The sequence below is a fragment of the Streptomyces sp. NPDC001507 genome (assembly GCF_042894765.1).
Lineage (GTDB): Bacteria > Actinomycetota > Actinomycetes > Streptomycetales > Streptomycetaceae > Streptomyces.
Genome location: NZ_JBIAVV010000007.1, coordinates 479,348 through 496,740, shown reverse-complemented (window position 1 = coordinate 496,740; position 17,393 = coordinate 479,348). Strand labels below are relative to the sequence as shown.

Here is a 17,393-nt window from a genome sequence, read left to right as displayed (position 1 = left end):
CTACCGCGCCTCCTGGTCGTTGTCCGGGCCGCGGACGGCCCACACCGGCTGCCGATCCGCCCGCCGCCGGCCGTCCCCCACTGCCTGAACGGCGTGGGAGGTACCCCCACCCGACTGCTGGGCCGGGCGCTCGCTCCGGCCGCGCAGCGCGGTCTGCAGCCCGTCCCACAGGGTGCCGTCGGTCCGGTCCCGCGGATCGGGGTCGATCAGCACCACGCCGATCACCGGGATGCGCTGGTCGGCGAGCTGCCTGGCCACGGTGTGCAGCCAGGCGGCGCTGCCGTGCCCGGCCCGCACCACGAGCACGGTCTGGGTGCCGAGGTACTGCAGGTCGGTCCACGCCGTGCCCGGCGCGACCGAGCCGACGCCGATGGTGCGCTCCTGGGGAGACACGGTCGCGGCCTGCTCGGCGCCGACCACGGGCGGGTCGCCCGGCTTCTGGCGGCGGCCGGCCAGCTGCTCGCGGGGCAGGGCGTCGACGACGGTCACCGGCCCCTCCGCCGCCAGGTTCCTGGCGAGGTCCAGGGCGATCACGCCCGTGGCGCGCGCACAGCCCAGTTCCAGCAGTGACACCGGTTCCGTGGAGCCGCGCAGGGTGCGGGCCAGGGAGGCGGTGAGCCGTTCGCGGGCCAGCCGGGTCCGGCGGCGCTGCCACGGCCTGCCCGGCCGGCGGGGCAGCTCCGCGACGACCGAGGCGCCCAGGTTCGCCGCGATGTCCCGGCGCAGCACGGGGCGGTCCGCCACCACCGTGCCGACCGCGGCCCCCGCGAGCCCGAGGAAGAGCCCCAGGACGAGGCCGATCGCGCCGTCGGTGGCGACGGCCTTGGGCAGGGACTGGTGCAGCGCGCGCGGGGTGTCCACGATCTGCGTGCCGGCGACGACCTGGGGCGCGCCGGTCCGCGCGTCGGCGGCGCGCTGGTCGAAGTCGGAGATGCGCGAGTTGAGTTCGGCGCGGCGGGCGAAGAGCGACTCGAGGGTCGCCGACGCCTTCGGGTCGCTGCCCGCCGACTGGTTCCCGATCTCCTTGTTGACCTGGGCGAGTTCGTCCCGCATGCGGTCGCGCTGGTCGATCAGGGCCTGGGACTCGGCCTGCGCGGTCCGCTGCATCCGCTGCACGTGGTCCGCGACGAACGCGTCGGCCAGTGCCTTGGCGCGGGCCACCGCCTGGGCGTCGGTGTCGCCGGTCACGGTGATCTGCAGCAGGTTGTTGGTCAGGCCGGTGCCCCGGTAGTCCTTCAGGAAGTCCTCCGGTTTCGCGGTGGACTTGAGGGACCGCAGGGCCTTGCCGGCGATCTGCGTGGTCTGCAGCAGCTGGACGTCGGTGCGGATCAGTGTTCCGGTGTCGTTCGGCTGGTCCGCTTCGTGCGCGACCAGGACCTCGGTCACCGCGGTCGGCGCCGGTGGCAGGGCGACCGCCAGCCCGGAGCCCGCCACCAGGCCGAGGAACGCCGTGGCGTACCAGAGGCGGCGGCGCCTGCGCACCGCCACCACCAGGGCCTGCAGGTCGAGAAGCGGAGTGGCGGCCGACGACTCCGCGGTCGTGCTCGTCGTCACGCTGAACCTCCTGTGGCCTGGCCGCGAACCGCGAGGGCGAGGGTGGCGTCGTCCGGAGGCAGGCCGGCGGGCCGTGTCTCACGGGCGCGGACGGGGTCGGCGACGACGATGCCGAGGACCTCGTGCCGGCCGTCCGCGCATGCCTCGGCGATGCCCGCGAGTTCCTCCGCGGTCCAGCTGCCGGCGCTGAGGACGACCAGCGCGCCGGACTCGGTGTCGCGGTCCGGCACGATCGGCCGGTCCACGGAGACCTCCACGATCCGCAGCTGCGGATCGCTCTTGGCCTCGGCGGCGAGTTGCGCGGCGGCGCGGCGGGCGAGACCGTCGCCGTCCGGTACGACCACCAGCAGCCGCCGGGGGGAGGGCAGTTGGTCCCGGAGGCGGGTGCAGACCCGGCGGTAGCGGATCCGTCGGGCGGCCTCGTCGTCGGACCTCGGCGGGGTCGGCAGTTCCCACCGGGTGTCGGTCCCGAGGAGGCGGCGGATCCAGCCGCGCCGGGCGCCGTCCTCCGGCCGGTGCGCGCCGCGGCCCGACTCGGGCACCTCCACCGTGCCGAGGAGCGCCGCGCCCAGCGCCGCGGAGAGCTCCGGTTCGGTGCGCAGCCGGCGGTTCGTCCGGGCGGCGGCGAGGTGGCCGACGACCGCGAACAGGAAGAACAGCAGCGCTCCGGCGCCGATGAACTGCACGCGCGTCGGGGGCGCCTCGCCGGTCGGCCGGGCCGCCGGGCCCATGACGACCATGCCGGCCTTGTTGGACGCCGGGTCGGCCTCGTCCAGCTTGGTCATGGCCTCCTCCAGCGAGGTGCTCAGCTTCTCCAGCTCGGTCCGGGCCTGCACACCCTCGACGGTCTGCCCCGGATCGGACGCGTCGGCCAGTTCGGTGATACGGCGGTTGGTCTCCTCGACCTGCTTGCGCAGCGCCGCGGCCTCGGTGGCCGCCGCGGAGTCGGTGCCGCCGCCCGCGACCCGCGCGGCGAACTTGACGAACTGCGCGGCCACCTGGTCGGAGAGCTGCTGCGCACGCTGGGGAGTGTCGGCCGTGCCGGAGATCTTGATGATGTTCCCGTCGGCGGCCGAAGCGGTCACCCGGCCCCGAAGTTCGGCGGCGCTGACGTCCCGCCAGTTCAGTACCGCGGCCGCGCGGTCGACCACTGTCGAACTGGTCGCGATGTCCACCTGGGTGAGCAGCTCGCGCTCTTCCCACTGTCCCGGCAGGAGGACCGACGCCGACGTCGTGTACCGCGGCGGGAACACCACCGAGGCGCCGTAGCCGACGAGCGCGCCCATGACGGCGATGACGGCGAGAAACCGCCAGCGCCGGCGGAATATCCGCCCGATGGTGACCAGACGTATCGATTCCTCGCTCAACTGCGCTGCCTCTTCTTTCTTGTTCGAACCTGATCGGCCGCCGGCACCGGGGTGTGGTCACGGCAGGCGGCGGTGTAGGCAGCAAGCAGCGACGCTTGCGAGTTGCGCCAGGAGAGCGGCCCGCTGACCCGCTCCTGGCCGATCCTGCCCATCCGGGCCCGCTGGTCCGGGTCGTCGAGGAGCTTCGCGACGAGCGCGGCGAACTCGCTCTCGTCGTCGGCGGCCGCGTAGACGGCGGCCTCCCCGGCGGAGACGCGGGCTTCCTTCAGGTCGAACGAGACGATCGGCCGGCCCATCGCCATGTACTCCAGGACCTTGTTCATGGTCGACACGTCGTTGAGCGGGTTGCACGGGTCGGGCGAGAGGCAGACGTCCGCGGTGGAGAGGTAACGCACCAGGTCGGCGTCCGGGATGCGTCCGGTGAACTGCACCTGGTCGTCGAGCCCGAGCCGCCGGGACAGCTCCACCATCGCGTCGAAGGCGTCGCCGGAGCCGACGAACACCGCGTGCCAGTCGGTCCGGCCGAGGTCGTCGCGGAGCTTCGCGAGGGCCCGCAGGGCGTAGTCCACGCCGTCCTGGGGGCCCATGACGCCGAGGTAGCAGAGCAGATGAGGCCTGCCGCGCTTCAGCTCCGGCTCGGGCGGCACCGGCTGGAACCGCTCGACGGCGGGTGCGCTGCGCACCACGAAGACGTCCTCGGGGCGCCGGCCGCCGCGGCGTATCGCGACGTCGCGGTAGCTCTCGTTGGTGGCGAGGACGATGTCCGCGGCCTTGTAGGTCCGCCGTTCCAGTGCGCAGACGGCGCGGTAGAGCAGGTCCTTGCCGCGGCCGAACCGGGAGAGGTACAGCTCGGGTACCAGGTCGTGCTGGTCGAAGACGAACCGTGCGCCGCGCCGCTTGAGCCACAGCGCGGGCAGGAACAGCAGGTCGGGGGGGTTGCAGGCGTGGACGACGTCGACCGGGCCGACCCTGCGGGCCAGCCGGGCCGTGTGCCAGAGCGCCGACCCGTACTCCTTCAGGTAGCCGGACGGTCCTCCGGTGGCGGCGCGCAGCGGGTAGCGGTGGATCCGCACGCCGTCGATCACGGCCTCCGGCTCGGTGTCGCGCTTGCTGCCCTGCGGACAGATGACGTGCACCGTCCAGCCCGCGTCGCGCAGCGTCGTGCACTCCTGCCACACCCGCCGGTCGAACGGCACCGACAGGTTCTCCACGAGGATCAGCGCGCGCCGGCCGGAGCCGGCGCCGCCTGTCGCTTTACCAGGCAAGGCCCATGTACCCCGGTTCGGTCCGGCGCGTCTCGGCGTCGGGAAGGCGGACGAGGTCGACGATCACGGGGCCTTCGCCGTGCGGCAGCGCAGCCGTCACGGCGGGCTCCCTGGTGCCGACCAGACACACCTCGGCGTGGTCGAGCACCTCCTCGACGGAGTCCGCGAGCAGCTGCGCGAGGTGCGGCAGCCGGGTCTCGATGTACTCGCGGTTCGCGCCGATCAGCCGGGAGAGGCTCACGTTGGCGTCATAGATCTTGATGTCGTAGCCCTTGCCGAAGAGCCGCTCCGCCAGCTCGACGAGCGGGCTTTCGCGCAGGTCGTCGGTGCCGGGTTTGAAGGACAGTCCGAACATCCCCACCCGGCGTTTCCCGGTGCGCTCCACCAGGTCCACCGCGCGCTGCAGGTGGTCGGAGTTGGAGGTCAGCACGTGGGCGAGGATGGGCACCGAGACATCGGCCCGCCGGGCCGCGTGGACCAGGCTGCGCAGGTCCTTGGGCAGGCAGGAGCCGCCGAAGGCGAAGCCGGGGCGCAGGTAGGCGGGGCTGATGTTCAGCTTGCGGTCGGCCAGGAACACGTCCATCACCTGGTGCGAGTCCACCCCGAGCGCCTGGCAGACCGCGCCCAGCTCGTTGGCGAAGCCGATCTTGAGGCCGTGGAACGCGTTGTCCGCGTACTTGATCGCCTCGGCCGTCGGCACCGGCACCCGGAACACCTCGCCGGGCAGGCCCTCGTACAGCTCGAGGACCGCGTCGCCGCTGGCCGGGTCGAGTTCGCCGATGACGGTCTTGGGCGGGTCGAAGAAGTCCCGCACGCTCGTGCCCTCGCGCAGGAACTCCGGGTTGACCGCGACCCCGAAGTCCACCCCGGCGGTGCCGCCGGTGTTCTTCTCCAGGATCGGCACCAGCAGGTTCAGGCAGGTGCCCGGGAGCATGGTGCTGCGGAAGACGACGGTCTGCCGCCCGCCGCGCTCGGCGAGTGCGGCGCCGATCTGCTCGGTGACCCGCTCCAGATAGGTGGTGCACAGGCTGCCGTTGGGCTCCGACGGGGTGCCCACGCAGACCAGCGACACCTCGCTGTTCATGATCGCCTCGCGGACGTCGCCCGTGGCACGCAGGGCCCCGGTCCGCACGACCTCGGCGAGGAGTTCGCCGATACGTTCCTCCACCACCGGCGCCTTGCCGTCGTTGACCAGGTCGACCTTCACCTGGTTGACGTCCACCCCGATGACCTCGTGGCCCATGCTGGCCAGGCACGCGGCTGATACGCAGCCCACGTAGCCGAGCCCGAAAACGCTGACTCTCATGACTCGTCCCTCCCCCCACGCAGGCCCTGGTGGCCTGCGGTCCGCACGTCGCCCGGACGCGATCCCCCGCACATCAGTAGGCCCCCTGCCCGTGGAGCACGGCACGCATCGTCTTCCACAAGATCACCGTGTCGAGGGCGAGCGACCAGTCCTCCACGTACCGCAGGTCGAGGCGGACCGCCTCCTCCCACGGCAGGTCGCTGCGTCCGCTGATCTGCCACAGGCCGGTGAGCCCGGGCTTGACCAGCAGCCGCCGCCGGATGTCCGGGTCGTACGCGGCGCACTCCTCCGGCAGCGGGGGTCGCGGGCCGACGAGCGACATCGCTCCGGTGAGCACGTTGAAGAGCTGCGGGAGTTCGTCGATCGAGTACCGGCGCAGCACGGCTCCGACCCGGGTCACCCGCGGGTCCCGGCGGACCTTGAACAGCAGTCCCGCGCCCTCGTCGCGGTCGGCGAGTTCGGCGCGGGCCCGGTGCGCGCCGACGACCATGGTGCGGAACTTGAGGATCGTGAACTCGCGGCCGTCCTTGCCGACCCGGCGCTGGCGGTAGAAGGCCCCGCCCCGGCTGTCGGCCAGCACGAGCAGTGCGACGAGCGCCATCAGCGGCGCGAAGAGCACCAGCAGGACCGTCGCGCCCACCCGGTCGACGACTTCCTTGATGGCCCGGCGGCCCCCGGTGAAGGTCGGCAGGCTGACCCGCAGCAGCGGGATCCCGAGCACCGCGTCGACGTGCAGCCGCGGTCCTGCCACCTCCATCAGCACGGGGGCCACGACCATTTCGGCGTCGCTGCCCTCGAGGTTCCAGGCCAGTCGCTGCAACCGGTCCGGCGTCCAGTGCGGGTCCGGGGTGACCGCGACGACGCGGTAGCCGTCGTGGCGGACGTGCTTGGCGACGTCCGTCAGTCCGCCGACCACCGGGACACCGTCCAGTTCGTCACCGTCGAGCCCGCGGCCGTCCGTCGTGCACACCGCCTCCACCCGCCAGCCGATGTGCGGGAACTTGCGGGTCCGGGTGATCAGGTCGCCCACGGTGGCCGGGCTCCCGGCGGCGAGCACCGGTCTCAGGCACCGGCCGTCCTTGCGCCGTCTGTGCAGATCGAGGCGGAGCAGGTACCGCGCGGTCATGGTGACGAGCCCGATCGCGGGGATCGCCACGAAGATCCAGAGTTTGATGTTGCGTGAGGTGAGGGCGATCCCGCCGAGCGCCAGGACGACGGTCGCCGCGAACAGCGAGCGTCCGAGCCGGCGGAATTCCTCGGCGCCCTGGCCGAGCACGGCCGGCGCCCACGAGCGGCCGACCACGAGCGCGGACAGCACCAGCAGTTCGGTGCCGAACGCGAGAATCCCCCACTTCTCATGCCAGTTGGCCGCGTCGCGGCCCCCGAAGAACTCTCCGATGCCCGCCACCACGATGGCCGTGGCGACGGTGTCGCTGATGATCACGGTACGCCGGTACCGCTGTTCCCATTCGATCGCCGGCCTGTTGGTTCCCCCGTCCGCCAGACGCGCGTGCGCCGGCGGAAAAGGACCGACTAGTCCCCCCTGCCGCACAGAAACCCCCCGGTTCCCAGTGGTTCGACATGGTGCCCTGACACCGTTCCTCCCCCCGGGAGGCCCCCGCCTCCCGTACGCTTCCGCCCCCGGGAGGCCCCCCGGCTCCCCGCGCCGCGCTGTTCCTCCGACGGACGGCCCCCGCCCTCCGCGTCTGACATCCCGGCTACTTCAGCGCTGCTCGAACAACCCGCCCGTGCGGCGGACCCGCCTGCCCTGCCGGGCTTGCGAGGCGCATGGGAACCCGTCGGCACCGCGAGTGCTCCCCGCACTCGAAGTCCCTCCAGGGCCCCAGGAGTTGATCACCGCCGCGTCCGGCGGGACGCACGCGGCCACCGGCCGCACGTATCGCCTGACCCATAGATCATCATTTGTCGCCCCGTGTCCCAGCATGCGAAGCACGGTCAATCTAGACCATCTGGGCCCGTCTGAAGAGAGGGGTGTGTGGAATTTGTGCTCGCTATTTGAAGACGGGTCAACGGACATGCGACTGACCACGGGTACCTCGGCGACCGGCGATGTTCCGCGTGACCTGCGAAGACGGGAGTTCTCCGGCCATCGGTACCAGCGGAAAACCCGAAGCGCCCCGGCGCCGCCAACTGGCCTGCTTTCGCGTCCCGTTCGGCGGATTCCTGTCGGTTGAGCACCGGTCTGCGGCGGTGGGGCGGGCAGATGACGGCACCCCGGCAAGGGATCTTCACACCTCTGCCGGCACGAGCGCACGCCGAGGACGGCCCCGATCGGGTCCGCACCGGACATCGCGCCCAGCCTCCCCGAATCCGGGACCCGGACCGAACGCGGATCGTCTCGGCTCTCACCGTGGCACCTCTGCCCAACTCGCGAGTTCCGTATGCGCCGTTGCGGCAACAGCCGCACGGGGCGCAGAGTCAACTTCGCTCCTCATCGAACCAGTTTCCGTCGCTCAGACGATCTGGCGGTGCAGCTGATCGGCCAGCATGCGTCAGACCCGGAGAACGCCGTCCCGGCGCCGCTTCCGCCCACCTACGGTCCCTGCATCGGGCGGGCCGGCGACCGCTGGTCCGTCGCCATCCGCATGCGAAGGGGAGGCGCCAGTATGGCGAGCGTGGAAGTGTCGCTGAAGGAAATGATGGCCGGGGTTGAGGGGGCGCTGGGAGCCGCGGTCGTCGACTACACCAGCGGCATGGCCCTGGGGACACTCGGCGGGGGCAAGGACCTCGATCTGACCGTCGCGGCGGCCGGGAACACGGATGTCATCCGGGCCAAGGTGCGCACGATGGGCGAGCTGGGCCTCAAGAGCCGGATCGAGGACATCCTGATCACACTCGAGAAGCAGTATCACCTCATCCGTCTGATCACCGGCCGCAGCGGGAACGGCCTGTTCCTCTACCTGGTGCTCGACAAGGGGCGCTCGAACCTCGCCATGGCCCGCCACCAGCTGAAGCGGGTCGAGGAAGAACTCGAGGTCTAGCGATTCCCCGGGTTCCGGGACTTCGTGCGCCCATGATGTGAAAACTTCTTCAAGTGACCACATCAGCATGATCCCAACTCATGTCTGCGCACGGCCCCGGACGGCAAGGATCGGCCGCACAGGGCCAGTGCGGCGGTGTCGCAAGGCGCCGCCGCACCTCGGCGCCCCCACCCGTCCCGGCAGAGAGCGAGCGGTCATGCAAGTCCCCCTCTACCAGGCCAAGGCGGACTTCTTCCGCATGCTCGGGCACCCGGTACGGATCAGGGTCCTGGAACTGCTCCAGCACGGGCCCGTTCCGGTACGGGACCTGCTCGCCGACATCGAGATCGAGCCGTCCAGCCTCTCCCAGCAACTGGCCGTGCTGCGCCGCTCCGGCATCGTGGTCTCCACCCGGGAGGGTTCCACCGTCCGCTACGCACTGGCCGGCGGGGACGTCGCCGAACTCCTGCGCGCGGCCCGCCGCATCCTCACCGAACTCCTCGACGGGCAGAACGTCCTCCTCGCCGAACTGCGCCAGGCCGACGCGTCCGCTCCGCCGATGTCCACGAGCGGCCGCGGCTGACCGCCGTCTCCGGCTCCGGCTCCGAGGAGCCGCCGTCACACCCGGGCCGGGGCGCCGCCCTCGTACGCCGCCCGCAGCACGGTGAGCGCGTCGTCCGTCGTGACCGGCCTCGGGTTGGCGTACGGCTCACCGGCGACCTGGGCGGCGGCCACCGCCAAGTCCGCTTCCTTCAGCCCTAGTTCGGCCAGGGAGCCGGGTGCGCCCAGCCGGGCCGCGAGTTCCCTGAGGGCCGCCGGGGCGTCGTCCGCGCCGAGGGCCCGGGCGACGGCGGCGGCCGCGTCCGGGGCGGCGGGCGCGTTGAAGGCGAGGGCGTACGGCAGGACGACGGTGTGGGTCTCGGCGTGCGGCAGGCCGAAGGTACCGCCGAGGACATGGCACAGCTTGTGGTGCAGGCCCATGGTGGTGGCGCCGAGGCAGGCCCCGCACAGCCAGGCGCCGTACAGGGCGCGGGAGCGGGCCGGTACGGCGTCCGGGGCCGCGGCGATCTCCGGCAGCGCGCCGGCCAGCGCCCGCACGCCCTCCTCGGCCATGAGCGCGACGAGCGGCGAGCCGTCGGGAGCGTACAGCGCCTCGACGGCGTGCGCGACGGCGTTGATCCCGCTCACCACCGAGAGCGGGACGGGCAGGGAGAGGGTGAGTTCGGGGTCGTAGACAACGCTGCGGGGCAGCACGACGGGGTCGCGGCCGGTGCGTTTGACGCCGTGCTCGGTCAGGCCCCAGACCGGGGTCATCTCGGAGCCCGCGTAGGTGGAGGGCACGGCGATCAGCGGGAGTCCGGTGCGCAGCGCGACGGCCTTGCCGAGGCCGATGGCCGAGCCGCCGCCGACGGCCACGCAGCCGTCGGCGCCCGCGGCCCGGGCCGCCTCGACCCCCCGGTCGGCGACCTCCACGGGGACGTGCATCCGGGCACCCGTGTGGAGGCCGGCGCAGGCGTCCCCCAGCGAGTCGGCGACCGCCCGCGCCGTCGCCGCGCCCCGCTCGCCGCTGAGCACGAGGAGCCGCCGCAGACCGAGGTGCCGGGCCTCCTGTGCCGGTGCGGTGAACGCGGCCCCGGGCCGGAACACCACGCGGGAGGGACGGGTCTCGTACACGAAGTCCAAGGGGTTCACGAACGCTCCAGGACGAGGTCGAAGCGGGCGTGGCGGAACGGGTTCGGCACGCCGTACTCCGCGGCCAGGGCGGGGTCGTCGGTCGGGGTGAAGTCCTTGACGAGGCTCTCCTTGACGGCGAACACCGCGTCGGAGTCCAGGTACTCCCCGCCGGCGACGAAGATGTGCGTGGTGACCGGGGCGTGGCCCGCGGCCGAGACGATGAAGTGGATGTGAGCGGGGCGGTAGGGGTGCCGGCCGGTGGCCCTCAGGAGGGCGCCCACCGGGCCGTCGGTCGGGATCGGGTAGGCACTCGGCACACAGGTGCGGAACCGGAAGCGGCCCTCGCCGTCGGCGGTGAACAGGCCGCGGCCGTTGCCCGGCGGCTGGACGCCGGGCTGCTGCACGTCGTAGAAGCCGTGCGGGTCGGCCTGCCACACGTCCAGGACCGCGCCCGGCAGCGGGGTGCCGTCGGCGGAGCGGACGACGCCGCTGACCACACAGGGTTCACCGCCTCCCACCAGGTCGATGTCGGCGCCGAGTTCCCGGACCGGGGACTCGGTCATGTGGAAGGGGCCGAGGACGGTCGACTCGGTGCTGCCGGGGTCGCTGTGCCCGTTGACCGTCTCGACCAGCATCGAAAGGCCCAGGACGTCGGAGAGCAGGATGAACTCCTGCCGGGTGTCCGTGCAGGTCTGCCCGGCCTCGGTGAGGAACGCGATCGCCGCCTCCCACTCGCGCCGGGTCAGCCGGGTCTCGCGGGTGAAGGCGTGCAGATGGCGGACGAGGGCGGTGAGCAGTGCGCGCAGCCGGGGGTCGCCGGTGCCCCGGAGGCTGTCGACGGCCTCCGCGGTGACTGCGTCGTCGGTTGTCATGCCGGCTCCTTGCCCGGAGGAACAGTGACCTTGAGTGATCGTAATCCCGTTCACCGTTCAATGAACCGTATCCACGCGCGCGTCCGCCCCCGTCTACTTGATGAGCGCGTTGGCCACCACCACGATCACCCCGAGCAGCGCGTCCAGCGCGCCGATCAGCACGGAGGCCGGCCAACTCCGGTGCGACCAGCGGGCGGTGACGAGGCCGAGGCCGAACAGGATGACGATGTTCAGGACGAACGCCGGGTACTCGACGCCCTTCGGCGGCCACCAGCCCCAGCCGGCACCCGCGAGCAGGAAGACCGTGGGCAGGACGGCGGTGACCAGCGGCCATTCGTCGGCCAGGGTGTGCAGCGCGTCCCAGCGCTGGTGCGGGGCCCGCTCGGCGATGTAGTGGGCGTAGCCGTGGGCCAGGGCGGAGGCGCAGGCGGTGACCAGGAGCCAGAGGGCGTCGTAGCGGCGGCTGGCCGCGGAGGTGTGCCCGTACTGGGTGAGCGCGGCCACCATCGAGCAGGCCAGCACGGCGCCGTAGACCCCGCCGAACAGGACGGCCTCGCGGGTGTCGTGCGCGCGCGGCTGCGGCCCGGCCGCCGTGGAGTCAGCCATGTCCTCCACGATCGCCCGGGCCGGACCCGGCCGCCACCGGGCGCGGCACGACGAAGTGTCCTCCCACCAGGCCGGATGCCGCACATCCTGTCCACGCCCGGGGCACCGGTGGGCTCGCTAGGGTCGCCGCATGACGACGCACAGCTTCGCCCTGCACATCCCCGACGCCGAGCTCGAACCCGACCCGCTCGACCCGGCACAGATCGTCTCCGGCACACCCGAGGTCACCGGGAAGGTGGTCTGGGAGTCGGCCGACGGCAAACAGCTCCGCGGGATCTGGCAGATCACCCCGGGGGTGGTCACCGACACCGAGGCCGACGAGCTGTTCGTGGTGGTCAGCGGCTCGGCGACCATCGAGGTCGAGGGCGGGGCGACGTTCACCGTGGGCCCCGGCGACATGGGTGTCCTGCGTGCGGGCGACCGCACCACCTGGACGGTGCACGAGACGCTGCGCAAGGCGTACGCGATCAGTCTGTGAGCAGGGCCGGCGCGTCGTGAGGGCGCTCAGCGGTTCGTGGCCGCCGGCATGTTGTAGGGCGTGACCACCTGGATCGCCGACGGCAGGGTCGGTCCGGCCGGGGGCAGCGCGCCCTGGGCGCGCATCACCAGGTGGCAGGCCTCGCGCATGTCCTGGCGCAGGTCGTGGTGGAGGACGGCGGACAGCCGGTGCTCGCGCAGCAGCCGGGTGTTGTCGTGGTCGAGGTCGTGGGCGATGAACACGGCGCACTCGCGGTCCAGGTCGGCGAAGGCGCGCAGGGTGGCGATGTTGCCGCCGCCGATCGAGTACACGGCGCGGATCTCCGGATCGCGCTCCAGGGCGGCGCGGACCAGGTCGTACTGCGTGGCGTCCAGTCCCTGTCCCTCGGCGATCTCCACCAGGGTCCGCTCGGGGTGCCGGGCCCGCATGGCGCTGCGGAAGCCCATCTCACGCTCCTCCTCGTTGCGGAAGAAGCCGCTGCTCAGGCTGGTGAGGACGTTGCCCGGCCGGTCGCCGAGCCACTGGCCCATCAGGTAGGCGGCGGTGGCGCCGGCGGCCCGGTTGTCGCTGCCGACGTAGGCCAGCCGGCCGCTGGCGGGCAGGTCGGTGACGAGGGTGACGACCGGGATGTCCGCCGACCTGAGCCGCCCGACGGCGGCGGTGATCTCGGGGACGTCCGGTGCCTTGAGGATCACGCCCTGCGAGCCGCGGCGGGCTATCCGGTCCAGCGTCCGCACCAGTTCCGCGACCGGCCCGGTCTCCCGGAAGTGGAACCGGGAGCGCACCACCGCCGGGTGCAGGGCCGGCAGCTCGGCCTCCAGCGCGCCCCGCACGGCCGTGGTGAACCGCTCGGGCGCCTGCATCACGATGTCGACCATGAAGGTGCGGCCCACCAGCCGGACCTGGGTGCGCTGCCGGTCCAGATCGGCGATGGCCCGCTCCACCTCGCGGGCGGTGCTCTCCCGGACGCCGCCCCTGCCGTTCAGGACCCGGTCCACGGTGGCCTCGCTGAGCCCTGCCTGCCGGGCGATCTCACGGATGGGGAAGGGGTGGCCCACGGGCTGCCTCCTTGAGGGTTTTTTGACGGGTCGCTGCTGGTTGTTCGAGGGGTTTGTGCTGACAAGAATGGCAGAGCCCCGCCGTGGCCGGGACCACGGCCGTGACCGAAAGCAGGACATCGATGTCCCTCGCCGCCGAACAGGGCCGTGCCTGGCTCTCGCCGCAGGACTGCGATCTCGACGCCTTCCGTGGCCTGGTCGAGCGGACCACCGACCGGACCGCCTACCCGCACGCCTCGGCCGTCGAGGAGAACGTCCTCGTCTACGACAGCGCGCGGCTGCGCTCCGCCGACGCGAGCCACGAGGTGCGGACCGAACTCGTGCGCGCCCTGGCCGACGGTCCCGGCGTCGTCGTCTTCAGGGGTGCGTTCCCCGACCCGGCGGTGGTCGACCGGGCCACCGCGGTGTTCGAGGCGCTCATCTCGGAGCAGCACGAGTCCGGCGCGGGGGCCGGCGACCACTTCGCGACGCCCGGGGCCAACGAACGGGTGTGGAACGCCCTGGAGAAGGCGGCGCTCTACGACCCGGAGGCGTTCGCCGACTACTACGCCAACGACGTCGTGGCCCTGGCCTCCCGGGCCTGGCTGGGCCCCGGCTACCAGATCACCTCGCAGGTCAACGTGGTCAACCCGGGCGGCGCGGCACAGACCGCGCACCGCGACTACCACCTGGGTTTCCTCTCCGACGAACAGGCGGAGGCCTACCCGGCCCATGTGCACCGCCTCTCCCCCGTGCTCACCCTCCAGGGCGCGGTCGCGCACTGCGACATGCCGGTGGAGTCGGGGCCGACGATGTACCTGCCGTACTCGCAGACCTACGAGCCCGGCTACCTGGCCTGGCGGCGGCCGGAGTTCCAGGAGTATTTCAGGGCCCGCCATGTGCAGCTGCCGCTCGCGAAGGGCGACGCGGTGTTCTTCAACCCGGCGGTGTTCCACGCGGCCGGCACCAACCGGACCCTCGACGTGCGCCGGATGGCCAACCTGCTCCAGGTGTCCTCCGCGTTCGGGCGGGCCATGGAGAGCGTGGACCGGGAGGCGGTGGCCAACGCGGTCTACCCGCTGCTGCGCCGGCGCCGGTCGGAGGGGGCGGGCGAGGCCTGGCTGGAGCACGTCATCGCCGCGAGCGCCGAGGGTTACCCGTTCCCGACCAACCTCGACAGCGATCCGCCGGTCGACGGCATGGCCCCGCCCTCGCAGGCGGACCTCGTGCGGCGGGCGCTGCGGGAGGGGTGGGCGCCGCGGGTGCTGCGGGACGGGTTGCGGCACGCCGCGGTGCGGCGGGAGAGCTGAAGCCGACAGGCCGTGTGCCGTGTGCGGCGCCGTCGTGGCTGGTCGCGCAGTTCCTCCCCCAACCTTCGGCCGGGGGTACCCCCAGCGCCCCTTACGGGGCGCCTGCCGACGGCCCCTCCATCAACATCAAGGAGCAATACTCAATGCGTATCGGAATCCTCGGTCTCGGCCGTATCGGTGCTTTTCATGCCGAGACCCTCTCCGGGCTCGACGTCGTCGAGTCGCTCGTCTTCACCGACCCGTTCGCGGACGCGGCCAAGGCCGCCGCCGAGAGGTTCGGTGCCGAGGTCGTGGACTCGCCCGAGGCGCTGCTGGCGGCCGGCGTGGACGGCATCGTCGTGGCCGCCGCCACCGACGCCCACCCGGCCCTGATCCTGGCCGGTGTCGAGGCGGGTGTGCCGGTCTTCTGCGAGAAGCCGGTCGCGAAGACGATGGCGGAGGGCGTCGAGGTCCTCACGGCCGTCCAGGGCCGGGGGGTGCCGATCCAGATCGGCTACAACCGCCGCTTCGACGCGGGCTTCGTCGCCGCGCGGGCCGCCGTCCAGGCGGGCGAGCTCGGCAAGCTGCACACCGTGCGCTCCACCACCCTGGACCCGGCCCCGCCCCCGGCCGCGTACATCGCCGCGTCCGGCGGGATCTTCCGGGACTGCTCCGTGCACGACTTCGACATCATCCGCTGGGTCACCGGCCGTGAGGTCACCGAGGTGTACGCGGTCGGCGGCAACCGGGGCGCCGAGTACATCAAGGAGGCCGGGGACGCCGACACCACCGGTGCGATCCTCACCCTCGACGACGGCACCATCGCGGTGGTCTCCAACTCCCGCCACAACGCCCGGGGCTACGACGTCCGCATGGAGCTGCACGGCTTCGCCGACTCGATCGCCGTCGGCCTGGAGGACAAGCTCCCGCTGCGCTCGGTGGAGCCCGGCGTGACCTTCCCCGCGGGCACCCCGCACGACTTCTTCATGGACCGGTTCACCGCGGCCTACCGCGCCGAGCTCACCGCGTTCACCGAGGTCGTGGCCGGCACCCGGCCCTCTCCGTGCACGGTCGAGGACGCCCTGGAGGCCGGCTGGATCGCCGACGCCTGCACGCTGTCCCTGCACGAGCACCGGCCGGTGACGATCGCGGAGGTCCGCGGGGCCTGACACCCGCGGACCTCCGTACGGCGGCGGGGCGGGGCCGGAGGACGGCCCCCGCCTCGCCGTCCTGCCCGTCACCCCCGAAGCCCGTCCACGATCAGCGTCGGGATCCGCGCCGCCCGCGCCTCGGCGTCGCCGCGTGCCGTGTCGGTCCGCCACAGGACGCCGAGCTGGAGGAGCGCGGCCTCCGGGTGGATGCCGGGCCTGCGGCGGTGGACGGCCGGGACCTGGTCGACGTCCGCCTCAGGGCGATGACCTCACCGGCCGCGGCGGGCGAACGCTTCCTCGCCACCGGCGAGTTCCTGTGGATGGCGGACATGGCCCGGGTGCTGCGGGACGTCCCCGGCGCGCGTGGACGGCAGATCTCCACCCGCCTGCTGCCCGACTTCGCCGTGCGCCGCGGCCCGCCTCCGGGACCCCGGGCTGCGGGAGATCACCCCGCCGCTGGGCCGCCGCAACCGGCACACCACCGAGGAGGCGGCGCGGGTGCTGGGCCGGCGGCCGCGCCCGGCCCGGCAGACCGCGCCGAGAGCCTGCTCGCCCACGGCGCGGTCCGGCTCCCGGCGGCGGCTCAGAGGCCGTGGCGCACCGCGTCAGAGGCCGTAGCGCACCGCGAACTCGTCCGGGTCGTAGGCGTCCCGGTCGGGGTCGTGCTGAACGGCCGGCCTGGTCTCCACCATGTCCTCCGGGCGGATCCGCTGGGGCAGCGCGCCGAACCGCTCCTTGCGCGTCACGGCCTCGGCCGCGGTCTCCTCGTGGCTCATCTTCGTCCTCCCCGTCGTAGCGGGCGTCACCCGTCATCAGGCTAACGCGCGCGCCCCGGCGGGTGTTCCCGAACCCGCCGGGGCGCGCGGGGCCCCCTGGAGAAGAGCTCCACGGGGCCCTGGGAAGCGGCGGTCAGGCGCCGCAGGACCGCAGGAACCTCCGGGTGCGCACCGCGACGGGCAGCGGCCTGTCCGGCTCGCACGGGTACATGTCCTGCTCGACGATGGCGAACAGGTCGACCCCCAGCCGCTGCGCCGCCGCCAGCACCGGGCCCAGCTCCGGCACGCCGGCCGGCGGTTCGCACATCACGCCCTGCGCCACGGCGGGCCCGAACGGGGTGCCCTTGGCCCGGACGTCGGCGAGGACCGCCGGGTCCACCTGCTTGAGGTGGAGGTAGCCGATGCGCTCGCCGTAGGTCTCGATCAGTTTGACGCTGTCGCCACCGCAGTAGGCGTAGTGACCGGTGTCCAGGCAGAGGTTGACCAGGTCGGTGTCGGTCGAGTCGAGGAAGTGCTCGACGTGGTCCTCGGTGTCGATGTGGGTGTCGGCGTGCGGGTGGACGACGATGTCCAGGCCGTACGTCTCCTTCACCTCGTGGCCGAGCCGCTCCATGCCCTTGGTCAGGTGGGCCCACTGCTCGCCGGTCAGCTCCGGCGGCTCCAGGATCTCGGCGGTCCTGTCGTCCCGCCAGAAGGACGGGATGACCACCAGGTGCTTCGCCCCCATGGCCTGGGTGAGCGCGGCGACCTGGCTGACGTGCTCCCAGGTCGACTCCCAGACGGCCGGGCCGCGGTGCAGACCGGTGAAGACCGTGCCCGCCGACACCTGCAGGTCCCGCTCGGCGATCTCGTCGGTGAGGCGGGCCGGGTCGGTGGGGAGGTAGCCGTAGGGGCCGAGCTCGATCCAGGAGTAGCCGGCCTCGGCGACCTCGTCGAGGAAGCGTTCCCAGGGGACCTGCCGGGGGTCGTCAGGGAACCAGACGCCCCAGGAGTCGGGAGCCGAGCCGACCCGGATGCGGTCGAGAGGGTCGGTCATG

At 72.7% G+C, this 17,393-nt stretch carries 17 protein-coding genes; 5 read left to right on the top strand and 12 right to left on the bottom strand.

Annotation, left to right across the window (positions count from 1 at the left end; all coding sequences use genetic code 11):
• The 5 genes from ACFY0K_RS24865 to ACFY0K_RS24845 form a co-directional block, all read right to left on the bottom strand.
• Positions 1-1,554, bottom strand: coding sequence for a Wzz/FepE/Etk N-terminal domain-containing protein (locus ACFY0K_RS24865; RefSeq protein WP_390641702.1), 1,554 nt, complete (start codon positions 1,552-1,554; stop codon positions 1-3).
• Positions 1,551-2,921, bottom strand: a complete 1,371-nt coding sequence (locus ACFY0K_RS24860) for a Wzz/FepE/Etk N-terminal domain-containing protein (protein ID WP_390641701.1) — start codon at positions 2,919-2,921, stop codon at positions 1,551-1,553. Before ACFY0K_RS24860 ends, ACFY0K_RS24865 begins: the two co-directional genes overlap by 4 nt.
• Positions 2,918-4,186: a glycosyltransferase family 4 protein gene (locus ACFY0K_RS24855; protein WP_390641700.1), complete on the bottom strand. Its 1,269-nt coding sequence runs from the start codon at positions 4,184-4,186 to the stop codon at positions 2,918-2,920. Before ACFY0K_RS24855 ends, ACFY0K_RS24860 begins: the two co-directional genes overlap by 4 nt.
• The gene (locus tag ACFY0K_RS24850) at positions 4,176-5,492 is read right to left on the bottom strand and encodes a nucleotide sugar dehydrogenase (protein WP_390641699.1); all 1,317 of its coding nucleotides are present in this window, start codon (positions 5,490-5,492) and stop codon (positions 4,176-4,178) included. Before ACFY0K_RS24850 ends, ACFY0K_RS24855 begins: the two co-directional genes overlap by 11 nt.
• A gap of 73 nt (positions 5,493-5,565) precedes the next feature.
• A complete protein-coding gene (locus ACFY0K_RS24845) occupies positions 5,566-7,044 on the bottom strand; it encodes a sugar transferase (protein ID WP_390641698.1) in 1,479 nt (492 codons plus the stop codon).
• A 1,075-nt stretch (positions 7,045-8,119) separates the two neighbouring features.
• On the opposite strand from ACFY0K_RS24845, the gene ACFY0K_RS24840 reads away from it, so the two are divergent.
• The gene (locus ACFY0K_RS24840) at positions 8,120-8,494 is read left to right on the top strand and encodes a hypothetical protein (protein WP_351485866.1); all 375 of its coding nucleotides are present in this window, start codon (positions 8,120-8,122) and stop codon (positions 8,492-8,494) included.
• A gap of 196 nt (positions 8,495-8,690) precedes the next feature.
• Complete coding sequence (locus tag ACFY0K_RS24835; protein ID WP_351710316.1) at positions 8,691-9,056, top strand: metalloregulator ArsR/SmtB family transcription factor; 366 nt, start codon at positions 8,691-8,693, stop codon at positions 9,054-9,056.
• A gap of 35 nt (positions 9,057-9,091) precedes the next feature.
• Here the strand turns inward: ACFY0K_RS24835 and ACFY0K_RS24830 are convergent, their stop codons facing one another.
• From ACFY0K_RS24830 to ACFY0K_RS24820, 3 genes are all read right to left on the bottom strand, one after another.
• Positions 9,092-10,156: a maleylacetate reductase gene (locus tag ACFY0K_RS24830; RefSeq protein WP_390641752.1), complete on the bottom strand. Its 1,065-nt coding sequence runs from the start codon at positions 10,154-10,156 to the stop codon at positions 9,092-9,094.
• 5 nt (positions 10,157-10,161) lie between these two features.
• Positions 10,162-11,019, bottom strand: a complete 858-nt coding sequence (locus ACFY0K_RS24825) for a dioxygenase (protein WP_390641697.1) — start codon at positions 11,017-11,019, stop codon at positions 10,162-10,164.
• Between the two features lie 93 nt (positions 11,020-11,112).
• The gene (locus ACFY0K_RS24820; RefSeq protein WP_382732568.1) at positions 11,113-11,625 is read right to left on the bottom strand and encodes a hypothetical protein; all 513 of its coding nucleotides are present in this window, start codon (positions 11,623-11,625) and stop codon (positions 11,113-11,115) included.
• 130 nt (positions 11,626-11,755) lie between these two features.
• Between ACFY0K_RS24820 and ACFY0K_RS24815 the strand changes: the two genes are divergently transcribed.
• Positions 11,756-12,103, top strand: coding sequence for a cupin domain-containing protein (locus tag ACFY0K_RS24815; RefSeq protein ID WP_390641696.1), 348 nt, complete (start codon positions 11,756-11,758; stop codon positions 12,101-12,103).
• 26 nt (positions 12,104-12,129) lie between these two features.
• On the opposite strand, the gene ACFY0K_RS24810 is transcribed toward ACFY0K_RS24815, so the two are convergent.
• Positions 12,130-13,161 (bottom strand): LacI family DNA-binding transcriptional regulator, encoded by a 1,032-nt coding sequence (locus tag ACFY0K_RS24810; protein WP_382732564.1) that lies wholly within the window; start codon positions 13,159-13,161, stop codon positions 12,130-12,132.
• Between the two features lie 122 nt (positions 13,162-13,283).
• Between ACFY0K_RS24810 and ACFY0K_RS24805 the strand changes: the two genes are divergently transcribed.
• Positions 13,284-14,450, top strand: coding sequence for a phytanoyl-CoA dioxygenase family protein (locus ACFY0K_RS24805; protein ID WP_390641751.1), 1,167 nt, complete (start codon positions 13,284-13,286; stop codon positions 14,448-14,450).
• Positions 14,451-14,593: 143 nt separating this feature from the next.
• Positions 14,594-15,598 (top strand): Gfo/Idh/MocA family oxidoreductase, encoded by a 1,005-nt coding sequence (locus tag ACFY0K_RS24800; protein WP_351956019.1) that lies wholly within the window; start codon positions 14,594-14,596, stop codon positions 15,596-15,598.
• A gap of 251 nt (positions 15,599-15,849) precedes the next feature.
• Here the strand turns inward: ACFY0K_RS24800 and ACFY0K_RS24795 are convergent, their stop codons facing one another.
• The 3 genes from ACFY0K_RS24795 to ACFY0K_RS24785 form a co-directional block, all read right to left on the bottom strand.
• Positions 15,850-16,137, bottom strand: coding sequence for a hypothetical protein (locus tag ACFY0K_RS24795; protein ID WP_390641695.1), 288 nt, complete (start codon positions 16,135-16,137; stop codon positions 15,850-15,852).
• A 48-nt stretch (positions 16,138-16,185) separates the two neighbouring features.
• Positions 16,186-16,356 (bottom strand): hypothetical protein, encoded by a 171-nt coding sequence (locus ACFY0K_RS24790; protein ID WP_390641694.1) that lies wholly within the window; start codon positions 16,354-16,356, stop codon positions 16,186-16,188.
• A 133-nt stretch (positions 16,357-16,489) separates the two neighbouring features.
• Positions 16,490-17,392 (bottom strand): sugar phosphate isomerase/epimerase family protein, encoded by a 903-nt coding sequence (locus ACFY0K_RS24785; protein ID WP_390641693.1) that lies wholly within the window; start codon positions 17,390-17,392, stop codon positions 16,490-16,492.
• Position 17,393 lies beyond the last annotated feature (1 nt).